The 18,608-nt window shown below is 69.3% G+C and carries 18 protein-coding genes; 12 read left to right on the forward strand and 6 right to left on the reverse strand.

Features of this window, described 5'->3' with window-relative positions:
- Positions 1 to 132 precede the first annotated feature (132 nt).
- Together ACSFA0_RS21850 and ACSFA0_RS21855 are read left to right on the forward strand one after the other, a co-directional pair.
- The gene (locus tag ACSFA0_RS21850) at positions 133 to 732 is read left to right on the forward strand and encodes a MarC family protein (protein WP_286646995.1); all 600 of its coding nucleotides are present in this window, start codon (positions 133 to 135) and stop codon (positions 730 to 732) included.
- Positions 729 to 1,889: a toxin-antitoxin system YwqK family antitoxin gene (locus ACSFA0_RS21855; protein WP_435452374.1), complete on the forward strand. Its 1,161-nt coding sequence runs from the start codon at positions 729 to 731 to the stop codon at positions 1,887 to 1,889. Before ACSFA0_RS21850 ends, ACSFA0_RS21855 begins: the two co-directional genes overlap by 4 nt.
- A gap of 30 nt (positions 1,890 to 1,919) precedes the next feature.
- Here the strand turns inward: ACSFA0_RS21855 and ACSFA0_RS21860 are convergent, their stop codons facing one another.
- On the reverse strand, positions 1,920 to 3,008 hold the full coding sequence (locus tag ACSFA0_RS21860; RefSeq protein ID WP_435452375.1) for a fumarylacetoacetate hydrolase family protein: 1,089 nt from the start codon (positions 3,006 to 3,008) through the stop codon (positions 1,920 to 1,922).
- 101 nt (positions 3,009 to 3,109) lie between these two features.
- Between ACSFA0_RS21860 and ACSFA0_RS21865 the strand changes: the two genes are divergently transcribed.
- The 3 genes from ACSFA0_RS21865 (at position 3,110) to ACSFA0_RS21875 (ending at position 5,472) form a co-directional block, all read left to right on the forward strand.
- Positions 3,110 to 4,246, forward strand: a complete 1,137-nt coding sequence (locus ACSFA0_RS21865) for a DUF3108 domain-containing protein (protein WP_435452376.1) — start codon at positions 3,110 to 3,112, stop codon at positions 4,244 to 4,246.
- A 75-nt stretch (positions 4,247 to 4,321) separates the two neighbouring features.
- The gene (locus tag ACSFA0_RS21870) at positions 4,322 to 4,633 is read left to right on the forward strand and encodes a BTH_I0359 family protein (protein WP_435452377.1); all 312 of its coding nucleotides are present in this window, start codon (positions 4,322 to 4,324) and stop codon (positions 4,631 to 4,633) included.
- 14 nt (positions 4,634 to 4,647) lie between these two features.
- Positions 4,648 to 5,472, forward strand: coding sequence for a ChaN family lipoprotein (locus ACSFA0_RS21875; RefSeq protein WP_435452378.1), 825 nt, complete (start codon positions 4,648 to 4,650; stop codon positions 5,470 to 5,472).
- Here the strand turns inward: ACSFA0_RS21875 and aptA are convergent.
- Positions 5,469 to 6,803 carry an omega-aminotransferase AptA gene (aptA, locus tag ACSFA0_RS21880; protein ID WP_435452379.1) on the reverse strand — a complete coding sequence of 445 codons (1,335 nt, stop codon included), beginning with the start codon at positions 6,801 to 6,803 and terminating at the stop codon, positions 5,469 to 5,471. The genes ACSFA0_RS21875 and aptA overlap by 4 nt on opposite strands.
- A gap of 96 nt (positions 6,804 to 6,899) precedes the next feature.
- Between aptA and purU the strand changes: the two genes are divergently transcribed.
- From purU to ACSFA0_RS21900, 4 genes are read left to right on the forward strand one after another with little or no spacing between them, the layout of a single operon-like run.
- The gene (gene purU, locus ACSFA0_RS21885) at positions 6,900 to 7,745 is read left to right on the forward strand and encodes a formyltetrahydrofolate deformylase (protein WP_435452380.1); all 846 of its coding nucleotides are present in this window, start codon (positions 6,900 to 6,902) and stop codon (positions 7,743 to 7,745) included.
- 44 nt (positions 7,746 to 7,789) lie between these two features.
- Positions 7,790 to 9,292: an FAD-linked oxidase C-terminal domain-containing protein gene (locus tag ACSFA0_RS21890; RefSeq protein ID WP_435452381.1), complete on the forward strand. Its 1,503-nt coding sequence runs from the start codon at positions 7,790 to 7,792 to the stop codon at positions 9,290 to 9,292.
- Between the two features lie 12 nt (positions 9,293 to 9,304).
- The gene (locus ACSFA0_RS21895; protein WP_435452382.1) at positions 9,305 to 9,649 is read left to right on the forward strand and encodes a CidA/LrgA family protein; all 345 of its coding nucleotides are present in this window, start codon (positions 9,305 to 9,307) and stop codon (positions 9,647 to 9,649) included.
- Positions 9,650 to 9,655: 6 nt separating this feature from the next.
- Positions 9,656 to 10,381 carry an LrgB family protein gene (locus ACSFA0_RS21900; RefSeq protein WP_435452383.1) on the forward strand — a complete coding sequence of 242 codons (726 nt, stop codon included), beginning with the start codon at positions 9,656 to 9,658 and terminating at the stop codon, positions 10,379 to 10,381.
- 106 nt (positions 10,382 to 10,487) lie between these two features.
- Here ACSFA0_RS21900 and ACSFA0_RS21905 read toward each other — a convergent pair whose 3' ends face one another.
- Positions 10,488 to 10,862: a YXWGXW repeat-containing protein gene (locus tag ACSFA0_RS21905; protein WP_435452384.1), complete on the reverse strand. Its 375-nt coding sequence runs from the start codon at positions 10,860 to 10,862 to the stop codon at positions 10,488 to 10,490.
- Positions 10,863 to 11,057: 195 nt separating this feature from the next.
- Here ACSFA0_RS21905 and ACSFA0_RS21910 point away from each other — a divergent pair, with 195 nt between their 5' ends.
- The 3 genes from ACSFA0_RS21910 (at position 11,058) to ACSFA0_RS21920 (ending at position 13,332) form a co-directional block, all read left to right on the forward strand.
- Entirely contained in the window at positions 11,058 to 11,693 is a 636-nt protein-coding gene (locus tag ACSFA0_RS21910; RefSeq protein ID WP_435452385.1) for a TetR/AcrR family transcriptional regulator, read from the forward strand.
- Between the two features lie 222 nt (positions 11,694 to 11,915).
- On the forward strand, positions 11,916 to 12,827 hold the full coding sequence (rocF, locus tag ACSFA0_RS21915; RefSeq protein WP_435452386.1) for an arginase: 912 nt from the start codon (positions 11,916 to 11,918) through the stop codon (positions 12,825 to 12,827).
- A 103-nt stretch (positions 12,828 to 12,930) separates the two neighbouring features.
- Positions 12,931 to 13,332 carry a response regulator gene (locus ACSFA0_RS21920; RefSeq protein ID WP_435452387.1) on the forward strand — a complete coding sequence of 134 codons (402 nt, stop codon included), beginning with the start codon at positions 12,931 to 12,933 and terminating at the stop codon, positions 13,330 to 13,332.
- A 3-nt stretch (positions 13,333 to 13,335) separates the two neighbouring features.
- Here ACSFA0_RS21920 and ACSFA0_RS21925 read toward each other — a convergent pair whose 3' ends face one another.
- The 3 genes from ACSFA0_RS21925 to ACSFA0_RS21935 form a co-directional block, all read right to left on the reverse strand.
- Positions 13,336 to 14,040: a DUF2242 domain-containing protein gene (locus ACSFA0_RS21925; RefSeq protein ID WP_435452388.1), complete on the reverse strand. Its 705-nt coding sequence runs from the start codon at positions 14,038 to 14,040 to the stop codon at positions 13,336 to 13,338.
- A gap of 88 nt (positions 14,041 to 14,128) precedes the next feature.
- On the reverse strand, positions 14,129 to 15,403 hold the full coding sequence (locus ACSFA0_RS21930; protein WP_435452389.1) for a Glu/Leu/Phe/Val family dehydrogenase: 1,275 nt from the start codon (positions 15,401 to 15,403) through the stop codon (positions 14,129 to 14,131).
- Between the two features lie 84 nt (positions 15,404 to 15,487).
- On the reverse strand, positions 15,488 to 18,526 hold the full coding sequence (locus ACSFA0_RS21935) for an L-glutamate gamma-semialdehyde dehydrogenase (protein WP_435452390.1): 3,039 nt from the start codon (positions 18,524 to 18,526) through the stop codon (positions 15,488 to 15,490).
- Positions 18,527 to 18,608: the final 82 nt, after the last annotated feature.

An 18,608-nucleotide genomic window follows, 5' to 3' on the forward strand; every position in this document is an offset into this window, starting at 1 on the left:
TCTCCAGGAATTCAGATGGCCACCGATGGAGCGAAAGGCGGTGCGCGAGTTCAACGGCACCGCGTCGCGAGGGCTGCGGCGAACGATTATCGACGGCCGCTCTGGACACGTCTTGCAACAGATAATCGGCCCGTGACCTACACCTTCGCCTCCGCCACGGTCCTGCTGCTGCTCATCTGCGACCCGCTGGGCAACATCCCCATCTTCGCCAATGCGCTGCGCCACGTCGCGCCCGAGCGGCGCGCCGGCGTGATCCTGCGCGAAGTGCTGATCGCGTTCGTGCTGCTGCTGGCCTTCATGTTCGTCGGCGACAGCTTCCTGCGGGTGATGGGTCTGTCGGGCCTGTCGCTGCAGATCGCGGGCGCGGTGGTGCTCTTCCTCATCGCGCTGCGCATGATCTTCCCGAACCACACGGCCTACGAGAGCACCGACACGCGCGAGCCGCTGATCGTGCCGCTGGCCATTCCCGCCCTGGCCGGCCCGTCGGCGCTGGCCACCGTGATGCTGCTGGTGTCGCAGGCGCCGCAACGCCGGCTCGAATGGATCGCCGCGCTCAGCGTGACCATGGCGGTCTGCGCGCTGGTGCTGGTGCTGTCCGACCGCATCCAGCGCCTGATCGGCGACCGCGTGGTGCTGGCGCTCGAACGGCTGATGGGGCTGATCCTCGTGGCGGTCGCGGTCGAGATGATGATCCGCGGCCTCAAGTCGCTGGCCCTGGAGATGGGCCGATGAGCGCGCGCGCCGTGGTGGCGGCCGGACTCCTGGCGTTGTCCGGTACGGCGGTGCACGCGGTGCAGAACTGCGAGCTCAACGGCGAGCGCGTCAACCCGGCCAACGGCCATACGACGCAGGGCAAGACCGGCGTGATGCGCTGCAAGGACCGCGACAGCGGCGAACTGCAGCGCGAGCAGGAGCTGCGCAACGGCGTCTTCATGGGCGCGGTGCGCTACTACGACCGCGGCAAGCTGGCCAAGGAACAGAGCGTGAACGCCAAGGGCAACCTGCAAGGCCGCGCCCGCGAGTTCTACCCCGACGGCCAGGTGCTGCGCGAGGCCACCTACGACGACGGCCGCGAGCTCGGCCTGGTGCGCAGCTTCCACCCCAGTGGCCAGCTGCGGCGGGTCGCGTTCTACACCGATCCGGGCGGCGAGCGCGCATCGGCCGAGTTCACGCCCACGGGCCAGTTGTCGGCGCTGCGCTGCGCCGACAAGCCGGTGCTCGCGCCGGCAGCGGACGACGCGCGGCTGTGCGGCTTCAGCGGCAGCACGCCGTCGCAGGTCGAGCTGTTCGACGCCAAAGGCGGCCTGCGCGCGCGCCAAGCCTTCGTGGCCGGCAAGCGGGTGCGCAGCGAGCGCCTCTACGACAACGGCAAACCCGAATCGATCGAAGAACTGGCAGGCAACCAACGCATCGAGCAGCGCTTCTCGTCCGAAGGCGTCAAGCGCTACGAACTGGCGGCGCTCGTGGGCGAGCGCGGCAGCGTGAAGCAGCGCGAGGCGGAGTATTCGGAGCGCGGTTCGCTGCTGCGCGAGCAGCGCTGGAGCCCGGCCGGTGCGACGCTCAGCGACGACAGCTTCTACCTCAACGGCCAGCCGCGCAGCACGACGGTCTACAGCGGCGAGGGCCTGGCGCGCGTGGCCGACATCACCGAGTTCCACGACAACGGCCAGCGCGCCGCCCAAGGCCGCTTCAGCGCCCCCGCCCCGCGCGGCCGCCTGCTGCCGATCGGCCTGCACCGCCGCTTCGACGACGCGGGCCGCCTCCAGAGCGAGTCGGCCTACGACGACACGGGCCGCGTCATGCGCGAGCGCACCTGGGACGCCAACGGCCAGCCGGATCGCGACGACGAGGTGTTCCCGGACGGGTCGCGGCGGGCGTACGCGAAGTAGGCGTCGCGAAGGGGCCGCGCCCGTCGCGGCTCAGTGCTCGCCAGCCGCGTCGGCCTGCACCTTCAGCGCACTCGCAGCGGCTGCCGCCGCTGCAGCCGCCGCCCGCTCCCTCCCACCCGGCGCCACGATCTCCTGGTCGATCGCGCCGAACAGCGAGCGGCCGTCCAGGCCCTTCATCTCGATGCGGATGGTGTCGCCGTAGCGCATGAACTCGGTGCTCGGCTGGCCGTCCTGGATGGTTTCGATGCAGCGCTTTTCGGCGATGCACGAGTAGCCCTTGGGCCATTCCATGCGGCCGTTCTTTTCCACGCCCTTGTTGCTCACGGTACCGCTGCCGACGATGCTGCCGGCGCGCACGTTGCGCGTCTTGGCGACGTGGGCGATGAGTTGGCCGAAGTGGAAGGTCATCTCCTCACCCGCATCGCACAGGCCGACCTTGCGGCCGTTCCAGCTGCTCTGCAGCGGCAGGTGGACGCGGCCTTCGCGCCAGGCCTCGCCCAGTTCGTCGAGCGTGACGGCCACGGGGCTGAAAGCGGTGGCAGGCTTGCTCTGGAAGAAGCCGAAGCCCTTGGCCAGTTCGGCGGGAATGAGGTTACGCAGGCTGATGTCGTTGACCAGCATCACCAGCCGGATGCCGTCGAGCGCCTGCTCGGGCGTGACGCCCATGCGCACGTCGCCGGTGACGACCGCGATCTCGGCCTCGAAGTCGATGCCCATCGATTCGCTCGGCACCACCACGTCGTCCATCGGGCCGATGAAGTCATCGCTGCCGCCCTGGTACATCAGCGGGTCGGTGTAGAAGCTCTCGGGCACCTCCGCATTGCGGGCCTTGCGCACCAGCTCGACGTGGTTGAGGTACGCCGATCCGTCGGCCCACTGGTAGGCGCGCGGCAGCGGGGCCATGCACTGGACGGGGTCGAAGGGGAAGGCGTGACGCGCGCGGCCGCTGTTGAGCTCGTCGTACAGGTCCTGCAGTTGCGGGCTCATGAAGCCCCAGTCGTCGAGCACCTGCTGCAGCCGGCTGGCGATGCCGGTGGCGTAGTGGGCGAGCGTCAGGTCGCGCGAGACGACGACCAGTTGGCCGTCGCGCGAGCCGTCCTTGAGGGTGGCGAGTTTCATGGGAACGGCGGTGCCGGTGGCGGCATCGCAACTAAACTGGTTGAACGGGCGGCAGTGTACCGAGGTGAACCTCCGGCGCGCGGCCCGATCCACCCCTGACCATGACCGCCGCCCTCCTCCCGCCCCACGGTGCCGCGCCGCCGGAGCGCCCGCCCTGGCGCACGTTGGCCGCGGTGGCGGCGGTCGTCATTGCGGCGCATCTGGCGCTGCTGGGCTGGGTCTCGGGTGCGATGCGGCGGCCGAGCGAGTCGCCGGCCCAGCGCTTCATCACGCGGACGATCGTGGTCGCGCCGCCGGCCCCGCCGGTGGTCGAGGCGCCGAAGCCGCCGCCGAAACCCGTGGTGGCCGCGCCCAAGCCCAAACCGCCGCCCAAACCCCGCCCGGCGCCGGCTGCGCCCCCACCTGCCGCGACGCCTGCTGCGGCCCCGCTTCCCGCCACGACGGTCGAAGCCCCTCTCGAATCGCCCGCGGTCGACGGAACGGCGACGGCTTCGGGAGCGAGCGACGTCGGAGAGGCTCTGGTGCCGGCACCCGAACCGGAGGCGAGCGCACCCGCGGCGCCCATGGCCACGGCGGAGCCGCCGCCCACCAGGCTGCCCGGCTCGGTCCGGCTGAAGTTCTCCGCCACCGGCCAGGTCGGATCGGCGCCAGTGAACCTCTTCGGCGAGCTCGAATGGAAGCAGGACGGGCAGGCCTACGACGCGCGCCTGTCGATGGGCGCGCTCTTCGTCACGCTGCGCTCGCAGCACAGCCAGGGCACGATCGGCGCGAGCGGCATCGAGCCGACGCGCTTTTCTGACACCCGCAAGCGCGAGGTGGCCTCGCACTTCGTGCGCGACCAGGGCCAGGTCGTGTTCAGCAACAACGCGCCGCCGGTCGCGCTGATGCCCGGCGCGCAGGACCGCCTGAGCGTGATGCTGCAGCTGGGCGCGCTGATGGCGGGCGACCCGGCGCGCTACCAGACCGACGGGGCGATCGCGATCCAGACCGTGGGCACGCGCGACGCCGACCTGTGGATCTTCAAGATCGGCGAAGAGGAGCAGTTGCGCCTGCCGGCCGGCGACTTCGTCGCCCGCAAGCTGACCCGCAACGCGCGCAAGCCCTACGACGACACCGTCGAGCTGTGGCTGGCGCCGGCCCTGGGTTATCTGCCGGTACGGTTCAAATTGACACAGGCGAACGGCGACTTCGCCGACATGCGTTTGCGGGAACAACTGCCGGCCGGCGGACCGAATTGAGCCATTAATGACTCATCACGACGCGTAATTCCCGATGCTTCTTGAAACTGGCGCGTTGATTGCTATCTAACATCCATGAACGCCATCGACATCCTCACCGGCCCCGCCATGAACATGCTGTACGACTCCGAATCGTTCGTCGTCGTGCATGTGCAGCCCACCGAGGGTGACGCCCCCGTCGAGCCGCACCTGCCGGTGCTGGCCCGCCACGGCTTCGAGATCGTCGACAAGCGCTCGGGCAAAGAGGTGTACCTCGACGGCTCCTGGGCCGAGCTGTTCCAGCAGCAGATCTCGGCCTGGCAACTGAACACGCCCACGCAGGAAGAGGTCGAGGACACGCTCGAGGGCTACGCCGAGCTGGCGCACACCCCGGTGCTGGTGCACTGATCCGACGCGCGGCCATGCTTCTTTCACGCCGGGCCGCACCGCATCTCGCCTTCGCTCTCGGTGTGGCTCTGCTCGCCGGCTGCGCGGCTTTGCCGCCTGTGGCCGATTCACCGACCGCTCGCCGCATCGCCACGCTGTTGCCAGCCGACGCCGTGCTGATCGGCGAACAGCACGATGCGCCCGAACACCATGTCATCGAACGCGAAGCCGTCGAGGCCCTGGTCGCACGCGGTCGGCTGGCCGCATTGACGCTGGAGATGGTCGAGGAAGGCAATGGCACCGGCCACCTGCCGGCCGACGCCACGGAAGAGCAGGTCCGCACCGCGCTGAGCTGGGACGACAAGGCGTGGCGCTGGGGCCACTACGGCCCGGCGGTGATGGCCGCGGTGCGCGCCGGCGTGCCGGTGACGGGCGCCAATCTGCCGCGCGAACGCATGAAGGATGCGATGGCCGACGTCTCCCTCGATGCGCAATTGAGCGATAGCGCACGCCTGGCGCAACAGAAAGCCGTGCGCGAAGGCCACTGCAACCTGCTGCCCGAATCGCAGATCGGGCCGATGACGCGCATCCAGATCGCGCGGGACCGCGCCATGGCGCAGGCGGTGGCCAAGGCGCGCCAGCCCGGCAAGACGGTGTTGCTGATCGCTGGCGCCGGCCATGTGCTGCGGTCGCTGGGTGTGCCCCAGCATCTGCCGAGCGACATGAAGTTGGCGAGCGTGCAGTTGCTGGCCACGGCGTCAGCGACGCCCGCAGGCCCGACCCCTGACTACGACAGCATCTGGAAGACAGCGCCGCTGCCGCCACAGGACTATTGCGCGAGCCTGCGGCGACCTTCTTAAGCGGCCCTCTTGATCGCGTCCGCCAGCGTGTTGACCAGCGTGTCGATGTGCGACTTTTCCACGATGTACGGCGGCGCGATCACGATCACGTCGCCGGCCGGTCGCACCAGCGCGCCCTTGTGGAAGCAGTCCACGAAGATGTCGTAGGCCCGCTTGCCCGGCGCGCCAGCCATCGGCGCCAGTTCCACCGCCGCGGCCAAGCCGAGGCTGCGGATGCCGATCACATTCGGCAGCCCCTTGAACGCGCTGTGGAAGGCGTTGCCCAGCACCGGACCCATCTCACCGGCGCGCGAGAACAGCTGCTCTTTCTGGAACAACTCGAGCGTCGCAATAGCCGCGGCCGCCGCCACCGGGTGGCCCGAGTAGGTGTAGCCGTGGAAGAACTCGACGACATGCTCCGGCGCATCGGTCTTCATCATCGCGTCGTAGAGCTTGTCGCGGCAGATCACGCCGCCCATCGGGATCACGCCGTTGGTGACCGCCTTGGCGAAGTTCAGCATGTCGGGCACCACGCCGTAGTAGTCCGCGCCGAAGTTCGTGCCCAGTCGGCCGAAGCCGGTGATGACCTCGTCGAAGATCAGCAGGATGCCGTGCTTGTCGCAGATCTCGCGCAGGCGCTTCAGGTAGCCCTGCGGCGGCACGTACCAGCCGGCCGACCCGGCGATGGGCTCGACGATGATGGCCGCGACATTGCTCGGGTCATGCAGCGGCAGGATGCGCTGTTCGAGTTCCAGCAGCGGGTCTTCGGCCCACACTGGCTCCTGGTTGTGGATGTAGGCATGGTTCACCGGGTCATGGATGAAGCGCATGTGGTCCACGCGCGGCAAAAACGCCGTGCCGAAGGTCTTGCGGTTGCCCGGAATGCCGCCGACCGACATGCCGCCGAAGCCCACGCCGTGGTAGCCCTTCTCGCGGCCGATGAACACGTTGCGGTGGCCTTCGCCGCGGGCGCGGTGGTAGGCCAGTGCCACCTTCAGCGAGGTGTCGGCGGCTTCCGAGCCCGAGTTGCAGAACAGCACCTTGTTCAGGTCGCCCGGCGCCATCGCCGCGATCATCTCGGCGGCCTTGAAGGCCTTGTCGTTGCTGACCTGGAAGGCGGTCGCATAGTCGAGCGTGTCGAGCTGCTTCTTGATCGCCTCGTTGATCGGTTGGCGATTGTGGCCCGCGCCCACGCACCACAGCGACGAGATGCCGTCGACGACCTTCCGGCCGTCGTGCGTGGTGAACTCCATGCCATCGGCCGCCACGAAAACGCGAGGGTCTTTCTTGAAGGCACGGTTGGGGGTGAAGGGCAACCACTGGTTGTCCATGTTGAAGTCGGGGGTGGCCATGGGTCGCTCCTCTGCTGAACGGACACGAAGAAAAGGAAGAGGCCATTCTGGCACCGCGACCGCCCCACCGCAGGGGCTGCGACAATCTGCGCCCTTATGAGCGCGTACATCCTGACCCTTTCCTGCCCGGACCGCACCGGCATCGTCCACGCCGTCTCGGGCTTCCTGCTCGAGCGCGGCGGCAACATCGAAGAAGCGGCGCAGTACAACGACCACGGCACCGGCCTGTTCTTCATGCGAGTGCGCTTCGCCTGCACCGCGCATGGCCGCGACGCCCTCGCCAAGGAGCTCGGCGAACTGGCCCAGGGCTTCGGCATGGACTGGAAGCTGCACGACGCCAGCCAGCCGGTGAAGACAGTCATTCTGGTCAGCAAGGAAGGCCACTGCCTGAACGACCTGCTGTTCCGCTGGAAGAGCGGTCTGCTGGCCATCGACGTGCGCGCCATCGTCTCGAACCACCGCGACTTCTACCAGCTGGCCGCCAGCTACAACGTGCCCTTCCACCACATCCCGGTGACGGCGGCGACCAAACCGCAGGCCGAGGCGAAGCAGTTGGAGATCATCGAAGCCGAAGGCTCCGAACTGGTGGTGCTGGCGCGCTACATGCAGGTGCTGAGCAACGACCTGTGCGCCAAGCTGGCCGGCCGCGCCATCAACATCCACCACTCGTTCCTGCCCAGCTTCAAGGGTGCCAAGCCCTACTACCAGGCGCACGACCGCGGCGTGAAGCTGATCGGCGCCACGGCGCACTACGTGACGGCCGACCTCGACGAGGGCCCGATCATCGAGCAGGACGTGGCCCGCGCCGACCACACCGACACGGTCGAAGACCTGACGGCTCGCGGCCGCGACACCGAAAGCCAGGTGCTGGCCCGCGCCGTCAAGTGGCACAGCGAACGCCGCGTGCTCATGAACGGCCACAAGACGGTCATCTTCAAGTAGCCGCCGGCCGCCCGTCAGGTGTGGATTCGGACTAGAGTGACGCCATGAATGCGCCCACCACGCCCACCCAGCACGACCTGATGCAGCGCAGCGAGCGCCAGTCGCAGATCGTCCGCGCGCTGCAGGCCCACCTGCCCGCCCATGCGCTCATCTGGCAGCCCGAAGACACCACCCCCTACGAATGCGACGGGCTCACCGCCTATCGGCAACGGCCGCTCGTGGTGGCCCTGCCCGAGACCGAGGCGCAGGTGGCCGCCGTGCTCAAGACCTGCCACGGCCTCGGCGTGCCGGTGGTGGCGCGCGGCGCGGGCACCGGTCTGTCGGGCGGCGCGATGCCGCATGCGATGGGCGTGACGCTGTCGCTGGCCAAGTTCAACCGCATCCTGAAGATCGATCCGTACGCCCGCACCGCCGTCGTGCAGTGCGGCGTGCGCAACCTCGCCATCAGCGAAGCGGCCGCGCCCTTCAACCTCTACTACGCGCCCGACCCGTCGAGCCAGATCGCCTGCACCATCGGTGGCAACGTGGCCGAGAACTCGGGCGGCGTGCACTGCCTGAAATACGGCCTGACGCTGCACAACGTGATGCGCGTGCGCGGCTTCACGGCCGAGGGCGAGCCGATCGATTTCGGCGGCGAGGCGCTCGACTGCCCTGGCCTCGACCTGCTCGCGCTGGTCATCGGCAGCGAAGGCATGCTGGCCGTGACCACCGAGGTCACCGTCAAGCTGGTGCCCAAGCCGCAACTCGCGCGCTGCATCATGGCCAGCTTCGACGATGTGCGCAAAGCCGGCGACGCGGTTGCGGCAGTCATCGCCGCCGGCATCATCCCGGCCGGGCTCGAGATGATGGACAAGCCCATGACGGCTGCCGTCGAGGACTTCGTCAAGGCCGGCTACGACCTCGACGCCGCCGCCATCCTGCTGTGCGAATCCGACGGCACGATCGAGGAAGTCGAGGAAGAGATCGGCCGCATGACCGCCGTGCTGCGCGGCTGCGGCGCCACCGCCATCGCGGTGAGCGAGAACGAGGACGAGCGCTTGAAGTTCTGGAGCGGCCGCAAGAACGCCTTCCCCGCGTCCGGCCGCATCAGCCCCGATTACATGTGCCTCGACTCGACCATCCCGCGCAAGCGGCTGGCCGATATCCTGCTGGCCATCCAGCAGATGGAGGTCAAGTACAACCTGCGCTGCTGCAACGTGTTCCACGCGGGCGACGGCAACCTGCATCCGCTGGTGCTGTTCGATGCCAACGACCCCGACGAACTGCACCGCTGCGAGCTCTTTGGCGCCGACATCCTGGAGACCAGCGTCGCCATGGGCGGCACGGTGTCGGGCGAGCACGGCGTGGGCGTGGAGAAGCTCAACAGCATGTGCGTGCAGTTCACCGCGGCCGAGAACGAGCAGATGTTCGGCGTGAAGCGCGCCTTCGACCCCGAAGGCATGCTCAACCCCGGCAAGGTGATCCCCACGCTGCAGCGCTGCGCCGAGTACGGCAAGCAGGTGGTGCGCGGCGGGCGCCTGCCGCACCCGGACCTGCCGCGCTTCTAGCGCCTCTGCCGCATGAAGGGCTTGCGCGGTCTGGCGTGGTTGCTGGTGTTCCAGTCGATCGGCGAGGTGCTCTCGCGCGGCTTCTCGCTGCCGCTGCCCGGGCCGGTGCTGGGCCTGATCCTGCTGGTGCCGGCGCTGCGCTTCGCGCTGGTGCGCGGGCCGGTGGCCGAGTGCGCGGACTTCCTGCTGGCGCACCTCTCGTTGCTCTTCATTCCCGTGGGCGTCGGCGTGATGACGCACCTGGCGCTGCTGTCTCAGTACGGCGGACGCATGCTGGTGGTGATCGCGCTGTCGACCTGGATCGGCCTGGCCGTCACCGCGCTGGTGCTCTACTGGCCGGATCGGAAAGAGACCTGAAGAAACATGCCGCACTTCGTCGAACTCTGGGTCTATCTTTCCGCGTCGCCGCTGTTCGGACTGACGGCAACGCTGGTCGTGTACCTGCTCGCGCAGGCGGCCTATGTTCGCCTGGGCCATGCACCCTGGGCCAACCCGGTGCTGTGGTCGATCGTGACGATCGCGGGCGGCCTCACGCTGACGAAGGTCGACTACCCGACCTACTTCGCCGGCGCGCAGTTCATCCACTTCCTGCTGGGGCCGGCGGTCGTCGCGCTGGGTTGGCCGCTATGGCAGCGCCGGGTCGAGTTGCGGGCGCGCTTCGGTCGTGTGCTGCTGGCAGCGCTGCTGGGCGGCGCCGCGGCGGGTGGGTCGGCGGTGGCGCTGGGGTGGGCGGTCGGGCTGCCGCACGACGTGGTGATGTCGCTGGCGCCCAAGTCGGTGACGGCGCCGGTGGCCATGGGCATCGCCGAGAAGATCGGCGGCATCCCCGCGCTGTCGGCGGTCTTCGCGGTGCTCACCGGGCTGATCGGCGCGCTGTCGGGCAAGTACCTGTTCGACGCGCTGCGCATCCGGACCACGCACGCCGGCTGGCGGGCCCGCGGCTTCGCGCTGGGCACCGCGGCGCACGGCATCGGCGCGGCGCGCGCCCTGCAGGTGAACGCCGATGCCGGCGCCTACGCCGGCCTGGCGCTGGGGCTGCAGGTGGTGCTCGCCGCCCTGCTGCTGCCGCTCGTCTTCCGACTCTTCTGACTCGAGTCCATGATTGCCAGGGCACCCGCGGAACTGGCTTTGCCAGGCCGCTGGGTGCGCCCCCTCAAGGGGGAGGCGTCGCAGGCGCATCGGGGGTGGGTCTATTTCAGTTGCGGTACGGATTGTTCGGGCGGCGGTCGTCGCGGTTGCGCACGCCGTCGCCGTCGCGGTCCCAACCACCTCGGCGGTACTCCCAGCGGCCACCGCGGTCTTGCCATTGCGGCGCGCGATAGGCATAGCCCGGGCGCGCCCGCACATATTCGCCGCGCACCCACACGTAGCGACCGCCCCGTGCTTCGTAGTGGCCCGGCGCCCAGACATAGCCACGGCGCGGCGGCGGCACGCGCTCGGCGCGCGGCGGCGGTGGCGCGGTCTGGATGAAGATGGAAGCCTGCGCCTGGGCAGCGGTGGGCAGGGTGAGGGCGCCGAGCGGCATCAACACGGCGGCACAGGTCGCGAGGGAGAGCGTGAGTTTTTTCATGATGGAATCTCCTGGTCTCTGAAATGAAGGAAATTCCATGCTGCCCCGGCCGTGTGAAGACGATGTAAGCGACACGCGAAATCTTGTGTAGCGCTGTATCGCCGCGCCGGCCCGGCGATCAGGGTTTGCGATAGCGTGCGCTGCTTGTCAGCACAGAAGGCGCCCACAACAATCCTACCCATAGGTAGAAAAACAATGACCGCACAGCCTTCCCGCTCCGCATCCGAAGCCACCGGCCGACAGCGTGCCGCCACCGAAGCGACCGACCTGCAGCGCGAGCGCATCCTTCAAGCGGCCACCACCCTGTTCGCCGAGCAGGGCTACGCCGCCACCACGATGGCGCAGATCGTCCGAAAGCTCGGCGTCACCAAGCCTTTCGTCTACTACTATTTCCGCGACAAGCAGGAGATCTTCGAGCGGCTGTCGTGGCGCCCCGCCGTTGACTGCTTCACGTCGATGGACTTTCCGCCCGACGACACACGCCCCGCACGCGCCAAGGTGACCGAAGGCATCGAGCGCCTCATCCGCGCCACCATTGCGCACCACCCCTGCGCCGTGTTCCCGTACCGCGAGCCACAGGCCTACCGCCCGGCCTACCGCGCGGCGCAGAAGAAGCTGGCGCGCCATTTCTACGACAAGCTGTGCGCCTTGCTCGAAGAAGGCCGGCGCGACGGCGACTTCGACTTCGACGACCCGATGATCACCGCGCTGGCGGCCTGCAGCCTGCCAGGATTTCTCTACACCTGGTACCGGCCCGGCGGGCGGTTCACGGCCGAAGAGACGGTGGCGGCGCTCTCCAAGCTGGCGTGGCGCGTGCTCGGCCTGCGCTGAAAATGAAACCCACCCCCGATGCGGCGCACTGCGTGTCGCCGCCTCCCCCTCAAGGGGGCGCACCCTGCGGCCTGGCGAAGCCAGTTCCGCGGGTGCCCTGGCCTCGGCCGTGCCGGGGTTCATTGGCTGCGGGTGATGCGCAGCGCGATGGCATGACGAACAACTGGCGCTGACGTCCTTTTCCCACACACGGCAGCACGCCTTGTGGGCATCATGGCGCCCATGATCCAGACCGTCGAACTCATCGGTGCACCGACCGACATCGGTGCCAGCGTGCGCGGCGCCGGCATGGGGCCGGACGCGCTGCGCGTGGCCGACCTGCCCGGCACCCTGGCGCGCCTGGGCTTCGAGGTGGTCGATGCGGGCAACCTGGCCGGTCCGGCGACACCGTGGACCGCGCCGTCCGACGGCCTGCGCCACCTCGACGAAGCCGTCGCCTGGAACCGCGCGGTGTATGACGCAGTCGACGCCGCGCTCGGCGCCGGCCGGCTGCCGCTCATGATGGGCGGCGACCACAGCCTGGCCATCGGCTCCATCAGCGCGGTCGCCTGGCATGCACGGCAGCGCGGGAAGAAGCTGCGCGTGCTGTGGCTCGACGCGCACACCGACGTCAACACCCACGGCACCAGCCCGAGCGGCAACATCCACGGCATGCCGGTGTCCTGCCTGCTCGGGCACGGGCCGGCGGCGCTGACCGGCTGGAGCGGCGAGCGTGCCGCGCTCGGCCCCGAGGCCATCCGCTTCATCGGCATTCGCAGCGTCGATACCGAGGAGAAGCAGGCGATCCGTGCGCTGGGCCTCACGGTGTTCGACATGCGACACCTCGACGAGCACGGCATGCGCAACACGATGACCGAGGCGCTGCAGGACGTGGACGAAGACACGCACCTGCATGTGAGTTTCGACCTCGACTGCCTGGACCCGGCCGACGCGCCGGGCGTGGGCACCGCGGTGCGCGGCGGCCCCACCTACCGCGAGATGCAGCTGTGCATGGAGATGGCCGCCGACACCGGCCGGCTCGGCTCGCTCGACGTGGTCGAACTCAACCCGGCGCTCGATGTGCGCAACCGCACGGCGGAGGTGGCGGTCGAACTCATCGAGAGCCTGCTCGGTAAATCGACGCTCACGCGCTGAACGCGGGGGTGCTCCAGCGGCCTTCCTACGTGCGAAAGCGACGCGCGGGAAGGGGGCCGCGACCGCCTGCGCGTACAGTCGGTCTTTCCCAGACCTTCGTGACATGCAATTTCCTGTGCCCCCCACCTCCGCCCCGGCCGATACCGATGCCGTATCAGGCCTGCGGATCCTGGTGGTCGAGGACGATCCGGCGACCCTGTCCGCCATGGTCGAGATGTTGGAGTTGCTGGGCCATTGGGTGGCCGGCGTGAAAAGCGCCGAAGTCGCACGCGATCGTTTCATCGACGGGGCCTTCGATGTGCTGCTGACCGACATCGGTCTGCCGGCGCTTTCCGGCCTGGACCTGGTCGAGATCCTGCAGGCGCAGCACAAGCTGCGCGTGATCTTCGCCACAGGGCAACCGCGGCCCACCCACCCCATCCCCGGCACCGTCTGGTTGCAGAAACCTTTCGGCGTGGATGAACTGCAGGCCGCGCTGCAGGGCATCGAGCGTCAGACGGGCTGAGGGTCAGCCGCGGTTCGGCGCGAGCTCCACCGGCGTCGCGGCTGGCTCGGGCGGCGTCGCCAACGGCGCGCTGACCGGTGCGCGCTGCGGCATCACCGGTGAAGTCACGGCCGCCGCGGGCGCCGCCGGGATGGGCTCATCCCCCTTCGGCTCAACTGCGCCCGGCACCAGAAAGCGGTCGATCAGCGCATAGAAGCGTTCGTAGAAGCGCTCGTCGGTGAGCGTTTCGCTCGCCACCTTGACCATTGCATCGTCGCTCGAAGAGAACGGCAGCGACAGCGACCCGATGACGCCGACCCCTACGCTGGCGGCGTTGTTCGTCTTCTTGATGCCATAGCGGTCCTGCAGCGCGGTGACGAAGGCAATGCTCTTGCGCTGCCCCTTCGCCGCGGTCTGGTCGTGCGCGCAGACCACGCGAAACTCGACCTCGACGTGCACCTCGCTGGCCGGCTGGAAATTCTTGCGGCCGGTCACCAGGTCGACGTTGGCCGCCGTGATGAGGTAGCCCTGGCTCAGCAGGGCACGCCGCGCGGCCTCGCAGGTCTGCGCCTCGGTGGCGGCATAGCTGCGCGCGTGGGTGGTGGTCGAGTCGAATTCCTCGGGGTCGTACACCACGCGCTTGGACGTGGCGCCGCAGCCTGCGAGGGCCAGCGCGATGAAGGCCAGCGCGAGGCGGCCCGGGGAAAGTTTGGAGATAAGAGGCGACATCGGCGTGGAATGCTACCCGGTGGACACCGGCCGCCATCTGAGCGCGTGCGGCGCGGATCGTTCCCGCGCCGTCTCGATCATGACGGCATCAAGGGTAGAGGCCGCGTTCCTGCCGCGCCATCAGGATCCGTTCGCAGGCCACCGCATAGGTGGCGGTGCGCAGCGAGATCTTGTGCTTGTCGGCCGTGTCCCAGATCTGGTTGAGTGCGTTCATCATGATGCGGTCGAGCCGCACATTGATCTCGTCCTCGTCCCAGAAGAAGGACGAGAAGTCCTGCACCCATTCGAAGTACGACACCGTCACGCCACCGGCGTTGCAGATCACGTCGGGCACCACCAGCACGCCGCGCTCGGCCAGGATGTCGTCGGCTTCCGGCACGGTCGGGCCGTTGGCGCCTTCCAGCACCAGCCGCGCCTTGGTCTTCTTGGCGCGCTCGGCGGTGATCTGGCCTTCGAGCGCGGCGGGAATCAGGATGTCGCAGGCCACGTCCCAGAACTGCTCGTTGGGCACCTTGTCGCCACCCTCGAACCCCGCCGCGCCGGCGGGCGTGCGCGAGATCGGGATCAGCTTCTCGAGGTCGAGCCCGTTCTCGTTGACGACCGTGCCGGTGTGGTCCTGCACCGCGACGATCTTCGCGCCCGCCTCGGCAAACAGTTCTGCCGCGACCGACCCCACGTTGCCGAAGCCCTGCACCGCGACACGCGCGCCGCGCAGGTCCAGCCCGAGCCGGCGCGCCGCCTCCCGGCCCGTGACGAACACGCCGCGGCCCGTGGCCTTCACGCGGCCGAGGGAGCCGCCCAGGTGCAGCGGCTTGCCGGTGACCACGCCGGTGGCCGTGCCGCCGACGTTCATCGAATAGGTGTCCATCATCCAGGCCATGATCTGGCCGTTGGTGTTCACGTCGGGTGCCGGGATGTCCTGCTGCGGGCCGATGATGATGCCGATCTCGCTGGTGTAGCGGCGCGTGACCTTCTCCAGTTCCTTCAGCGACAGCTTCTTGGGGTCGACCCGGATGCCGCCCTTGGCGCCGCCGTAGGGCAGGTTCACCGCGGCGGTCTTGACCGTCATCCAGGCCGACAGCGCCATCACCTCTTCCAGCGTCACGTCCGGGTGGAAGCGCACGCCGCCCTTGCCCGGGCCGCGGCTGAGGTTGTGCTGCACGCGGTAACCCTCGTAGTGCGCGATGCGCCCGTCGTCCATCTCGATCGGCACATCGACGATCAGCGCGCGCTTGGGGCGCTTGAGCGTCTCGGCCCACTTGGCCAGATCGCCCAGGTACGGCACCACGCGGTCGACCTGCTGCAGGTAGGTGCCCCACGGGCTGTTGGGCGTGGGGTGGACAAAGGACAGTTTCTCGCTCATGGGAAGACCCTCGTTGGATGGACTGGGCGGACGATAGCCGCGACCTGGCGCGCGCGCCACTCCCCATGCGGCGGATGCAGGACCTTATGCCGTTGCGGCAAGCAGCGCCGCATTGCCGCCGGCCGCCGCGGTGTTGATCGTGACGGTCTGCTCGGCGCAGAAGCGGTAGAGGTAGTGCGGCCCGCCCGCCTTCGGCCCGGTGCCGCTCAGGCCCTCGCCGCCGAAGGGCTGCACGCCGACCACGGCACCGATGGTGTTGCGGTTGACGTAGACGTTGCCGATGTGCGCCTGCGCGGCCATCGCCAGCGCGCGCGAGTCGATGCGCGTCTGGATGCCGAAGGTCAGGCCGTAGCCCAGCGCGTTGATGCGCTCGACCACCGCGGCCGGGTCGCCCGACCAGCGCACGATCTGCAGCACCGGGCCGAAGATTTCGTTGCGCACGTGTTCGATGGCAGGCACCTCGAAGGCTTGGGGCGCCATGAAATTCGCCATCGGCGCAGCGACCGGCGACGCGACGATCGGGCGACCGTGCGCGGCCAGCGCGTCGACCGCGCGGGCCACGTTGTCGAGGGCTTCGGCATCGATCAGCGGACCGACGTCGGTGGCCAGCAGCGCCGGGTCGCCGCCAATCAGTTCAGCCACGGCTCCGCCGAGCATCTCGATCACGCCGTCGGCGATGCCCTCGTGCACGCACAGCAGGCGTAGCGCCGAACAGCGCTGGCCGGCCGAGCGGAAGGCGCTCTGCACCACGGCATCGACCACCTGCTCGGGCAGCGCGCTCGAATCGACCACCATCGCGTTGATGCCGCCGGTCTCGGCGATGAGCGGGACGATCGGGCCGTCCTTCGCGGCCAGCGCGCGGTGGATGATCTTCGCGACCTGCGTCGAGCCGGTGAAAACGACCCCCGCCACGCCAGGCGCGGCGACCAGCGCGGCGCCGACCGTCTCGCCCGGACCGTGCAGCAACTGCAATGCATCGGCGGGCACGCCGGCCGCGTGCAGCAGCTTGACCGCCTCGAGCGCGACACCCGGCGTCTGCTCGGCCGGCTTGGCCAGCACCGTGTTGCCGGTGGCGAGCGCGGCCGCGACCTGGCCCATGAAGATCGCCAGCGGGAAGTTCCAGGGGCTGATGCAGACCCACGGCCCGCGCGCGACGAGGCGCAGCTCGTTCGACTCGCCCGTCGGCCCCGGCAGCGCTACGGGTTGCATGATCCGCTCGGCCTCGTCGGCGTAGTAGCGCAGGAAGTCGACCGCTTCGCGCACCTCGGCGATGGCGTCGCCCCAGGTCTTGAAAGCCTCTTTCACCAGCAGCGCGCAGAAGCGCGGGAGCTCCGCCTGCAAGGCGTCGGCCGCCTCGCGCAGCATGTCCGCGCGCTGGGCGACGGGCATGCTGCGCCATGTCGGCAACGCACGCATCGACAGGGTCACGGCGGACTCGGCGCGCGATGCATCCGCCAGCGGCACCACGGGCACCGGCGTGCTCGCCAGCGCCGACAGCAAGGGCGCGCGCATCGTGGCCACGGCCAGGTCGAGGCCTTCGCTGTTGCGGCGTGCGGGTGCCGGCCCGTAGAGCAGTGGCGGCAGAGGCAGCGACGACACCGGCGAGGCATGCAATGGCGACGCCAGCAACTGGTCGACCGGCACGCCGTCGTCACCGAGCTGGTTCACGAAGGAAGAGTTGGCGCCGTTCTCGAGCAGCCGGCGCACCAGGTAGGCCAGCAGGTCCTTGTGCTGGCCGACCGGCGCATACACACGCACATGCGCCGTCGTCGCCTTCATGACCTCGCGGTACACGCCCTCGCCCATGCCGTGCAGGCGTTGGAGTTCGAAGGGCTGGTCGAACCCGGCGCCGGGCCGCCCCAAGCCGGGTTGCGCCCCCTCGGGGGGCAGCGACCCGCGCAGCGGCGGAGCGTGGGGGCCAGTGCCACCCGCCATCTGAAGGATCGCGGCAATCGTGCCCGCGTTGTGCGTGGCGAACTGCGGGTAGATCGCATCGGGCGCGGCCAGCATCGCGCGGGCGCAGGCGAGGTAGCTCACGTCGCTGTGGTGCTTGTGCGTGAAGACGGGGTAGTGCGGCAGGCCGAGCTCCTGCGCGCGCTTGATCTCGGCGTCCCAGTAGGCGCCCTTGACCAGGCGGCACATCAGCCGCAGCCCGTGCCGGCGCGCGATAGCCACGACCTCGTCGATGAGTTCGAGCGCGCGCGTCTGGTAGGCCTGCATCGCCAGGCCGAAGCCGCGCCATTGCGGCTTCTCGGCCGCGATGCGTGCCGCCAGGGCCTCGAAGACGTCCAGCGAGAGCTCGAGCCGGTCGACCTCCTCCGCATCGATCGTGAGGTTGAGGTTGGCGTCGGCCGCCAGTGCGCAGAGCTGCCACACGCGCGGCACCAGCTCGCCCATCACACGCTCGTGCTGCGCGTCTTCGTAGCGCGGGTGCAGCGCGCTCAGCTTGATCGAGATGCCGTCGTTGTGCTCGGGCGCGCGCGCGGCGTCCGACTGGGTGCCGATGGCGCGGATCGCGTCGGCGTAGCTCTGCAGGTAGCGCTGCGCGTCGGCCTCGGTTCGCGCGCCCTCGCCCAGCATGTCGTAGCTGAAGCACAGCGCCGGCTGCTTCTTCTGCGCGCTGCGCGCCTCGCCCATGGCTTCGCGGATGGTCTGGCCGAGCACGAACTGGCGGCCTAGCAACTGCACCGCGCGCAGCGTCGCAGCCACCACGGTGCGCGAGCCCAGGCGCGCGAGCAGGCCGGGCGGGTGGTCGCTCTCAGGCAGGAAGCGCTTGGACAGCGCGATGGCCGAGGACGACAGCCGCGCCAGCGTGGAGTCGGCCGCGCCGTCGAAGTCGGCCCGGCCGAGCTGGTCGGCGGTCAGCGCGATGGCCGTCTCGGCGTCGGGCACACGCAGCAGGGCCTCGGCCAGCCGCATCAGCGCCAGGCCTTCGGCGCTGGAGATCGGGTACTCGCGCAGCAGGCTTTCCATGGCCCAGAAAGGCGGCGGATTGCTTCGCACGGCCTGGACCCAGGGTGCCGCATGCACGGCGGCCTGGTGCCAGTCGAGCGCCCCGTCGAGGGCGGCGAGACGGTGGGCGACGACGTCGGCTTCGGGGCGGTAGGGGATCGGCAGGCGCATGACAAGGACTCCAGGAGGGATGCCTGCGATCGTGACGCTGGCGCCGACGAGTTATTCACCAAAATTCGAGCCGCCGACCGGA

Origin of the sequence: Variovorax restrictus (genome assembly GCF_051216715.1) — a bacterium.
Taxonomy (GTDB): Bacteria; Pseudomonadota; Gammaproteobacteria; order Burkholderiales; family Burkholderiaceae_C; genus Variovorax.

Excerpts from the sequence above, each read along its gene's own strand:
- rocF (WP_435452386.1), top strand. The coding sequence starts at position 11,916 with ATGATCCAGACCGTCGAACTCATCGGTGCACCGACCGACATCGGTGCC.
- ACSFA0_RS21925 (WP_435452388.1), bottom strand. The coding sequence starts at position 14,040 with ATGTCGCCTCTTATCTCCAAACTTTCCCCGGGCCGCCTCGCGCTGGCC.
- ACSFA0_RS21895 (WP_435452382.1), top strand. The coding sequence starts at position 9,305 with ATGAAGGGCTTGCGCGGTCTGGCGTGGTTGCTGGTGTTCCAGTCGATC.
- purU (WP_435452380.1), top strand. The coding sequence starts at position 6,900 with ATGAGCGCGTACATCCTGACCCTTTCCTGCCCGGACCGCACCGGCATC.
- ACSFA0_RS21855 (WP_435452374.1), top strand. The coding sequence starts at position 729 with ATGAGCGCGCGCGCCGTGGTGGCGGCCGGACTCCTGGCGTTGTCCGGT.
- ACSFA0_RS21875 (WP_435452378.1), top strand. The coding sequence starts at position 4,648 with ATGCTTCTTTCACGCCGGGCCGCACCGCATCTCGCCTTCGCTCTCGGT.
- ACSFA0_RS21910 (WP_435452385.1), top strand. The coding sequence starts at position 11,058 with ATGACCGCACAGCCTTCCCGCTCCGCATCCGAAGCCACCGGCCGACAG.
- ACSFA0_RS21930 (WP_435452389.1), bottom strand. The coding sequence starts at position 15,403 with ATGAGCGAGAAACTGTCCTTTGTCCACCCCACGCCCAACAGCCCGTGG.
- ACSFA0_RS21890 (WP_435452381.1), top strand. The coding sequence starts at position 7,790 with ATGAATGCGCCCACCACGCCCACCCAGCACGACCTGATGCAGCGCAGC.
- ACSFA0_RS21935 (WP_435452390.1), bottom strand. The coding sequence starts at position 18,526 with ATGCGCCTGCCGATCCCCTACCGCCCCGAAGCCGACGTCGTCGCCCAC.
- aptA (WP_435452379.1), bottom strand. The coding sequence starts at position 6,803 with ATGGCCACCCCCGACTTCAACATGGACAACCAGTGGTTGCCCTTCACC.
- ACSFA0_RS21900 (WP_435452383.1), top strand. The coding sequence starts at position 9,656 with ATGCCGCACTTCGTCGAACTCTGGGTCTATCTTTCCGCGTCGCCGCTG.
- ACSFA0_RS21870 (WP_435452377.1), top strand. The coding sequence starts at position 4,322 with ATGAACGCCATCGACATCCTCACCGGCCCCGCCATGAACATGCTGTAC.
- ACSFA0_RS21920 (WP_435452387.1), top strand. The coding sequence starts at position 12,931 with ATGCAATTTCCTGTGCCCCCCACCTCCGCCCCGGCCGATACCGATGCC.
- ACSFA0_RS21905 (WP_435452384.1), bottom strand. The coding sequence starts at position 10,862 with ATGAAAAAACTCACGCTCTCCCTCGCGACCTGTGCCGCCGTGTTGATG.
- ACSFA0_RS21865 (WP_435452376.1), top strand. The coding sequence starts at position 3,110 with ATGACCGCCGCCCTCCTCCCGCCCCACGGTGCCGCGCCGCCGGAGCGC.
- ACSFA0_RS21860 (WP_435452375.1), bottom strand. The coding sequence starts at position 3,008 with ATGAAACTCGCCACCCTCAAGGACGGCTCGCGCGACGGCCAACTGGTC.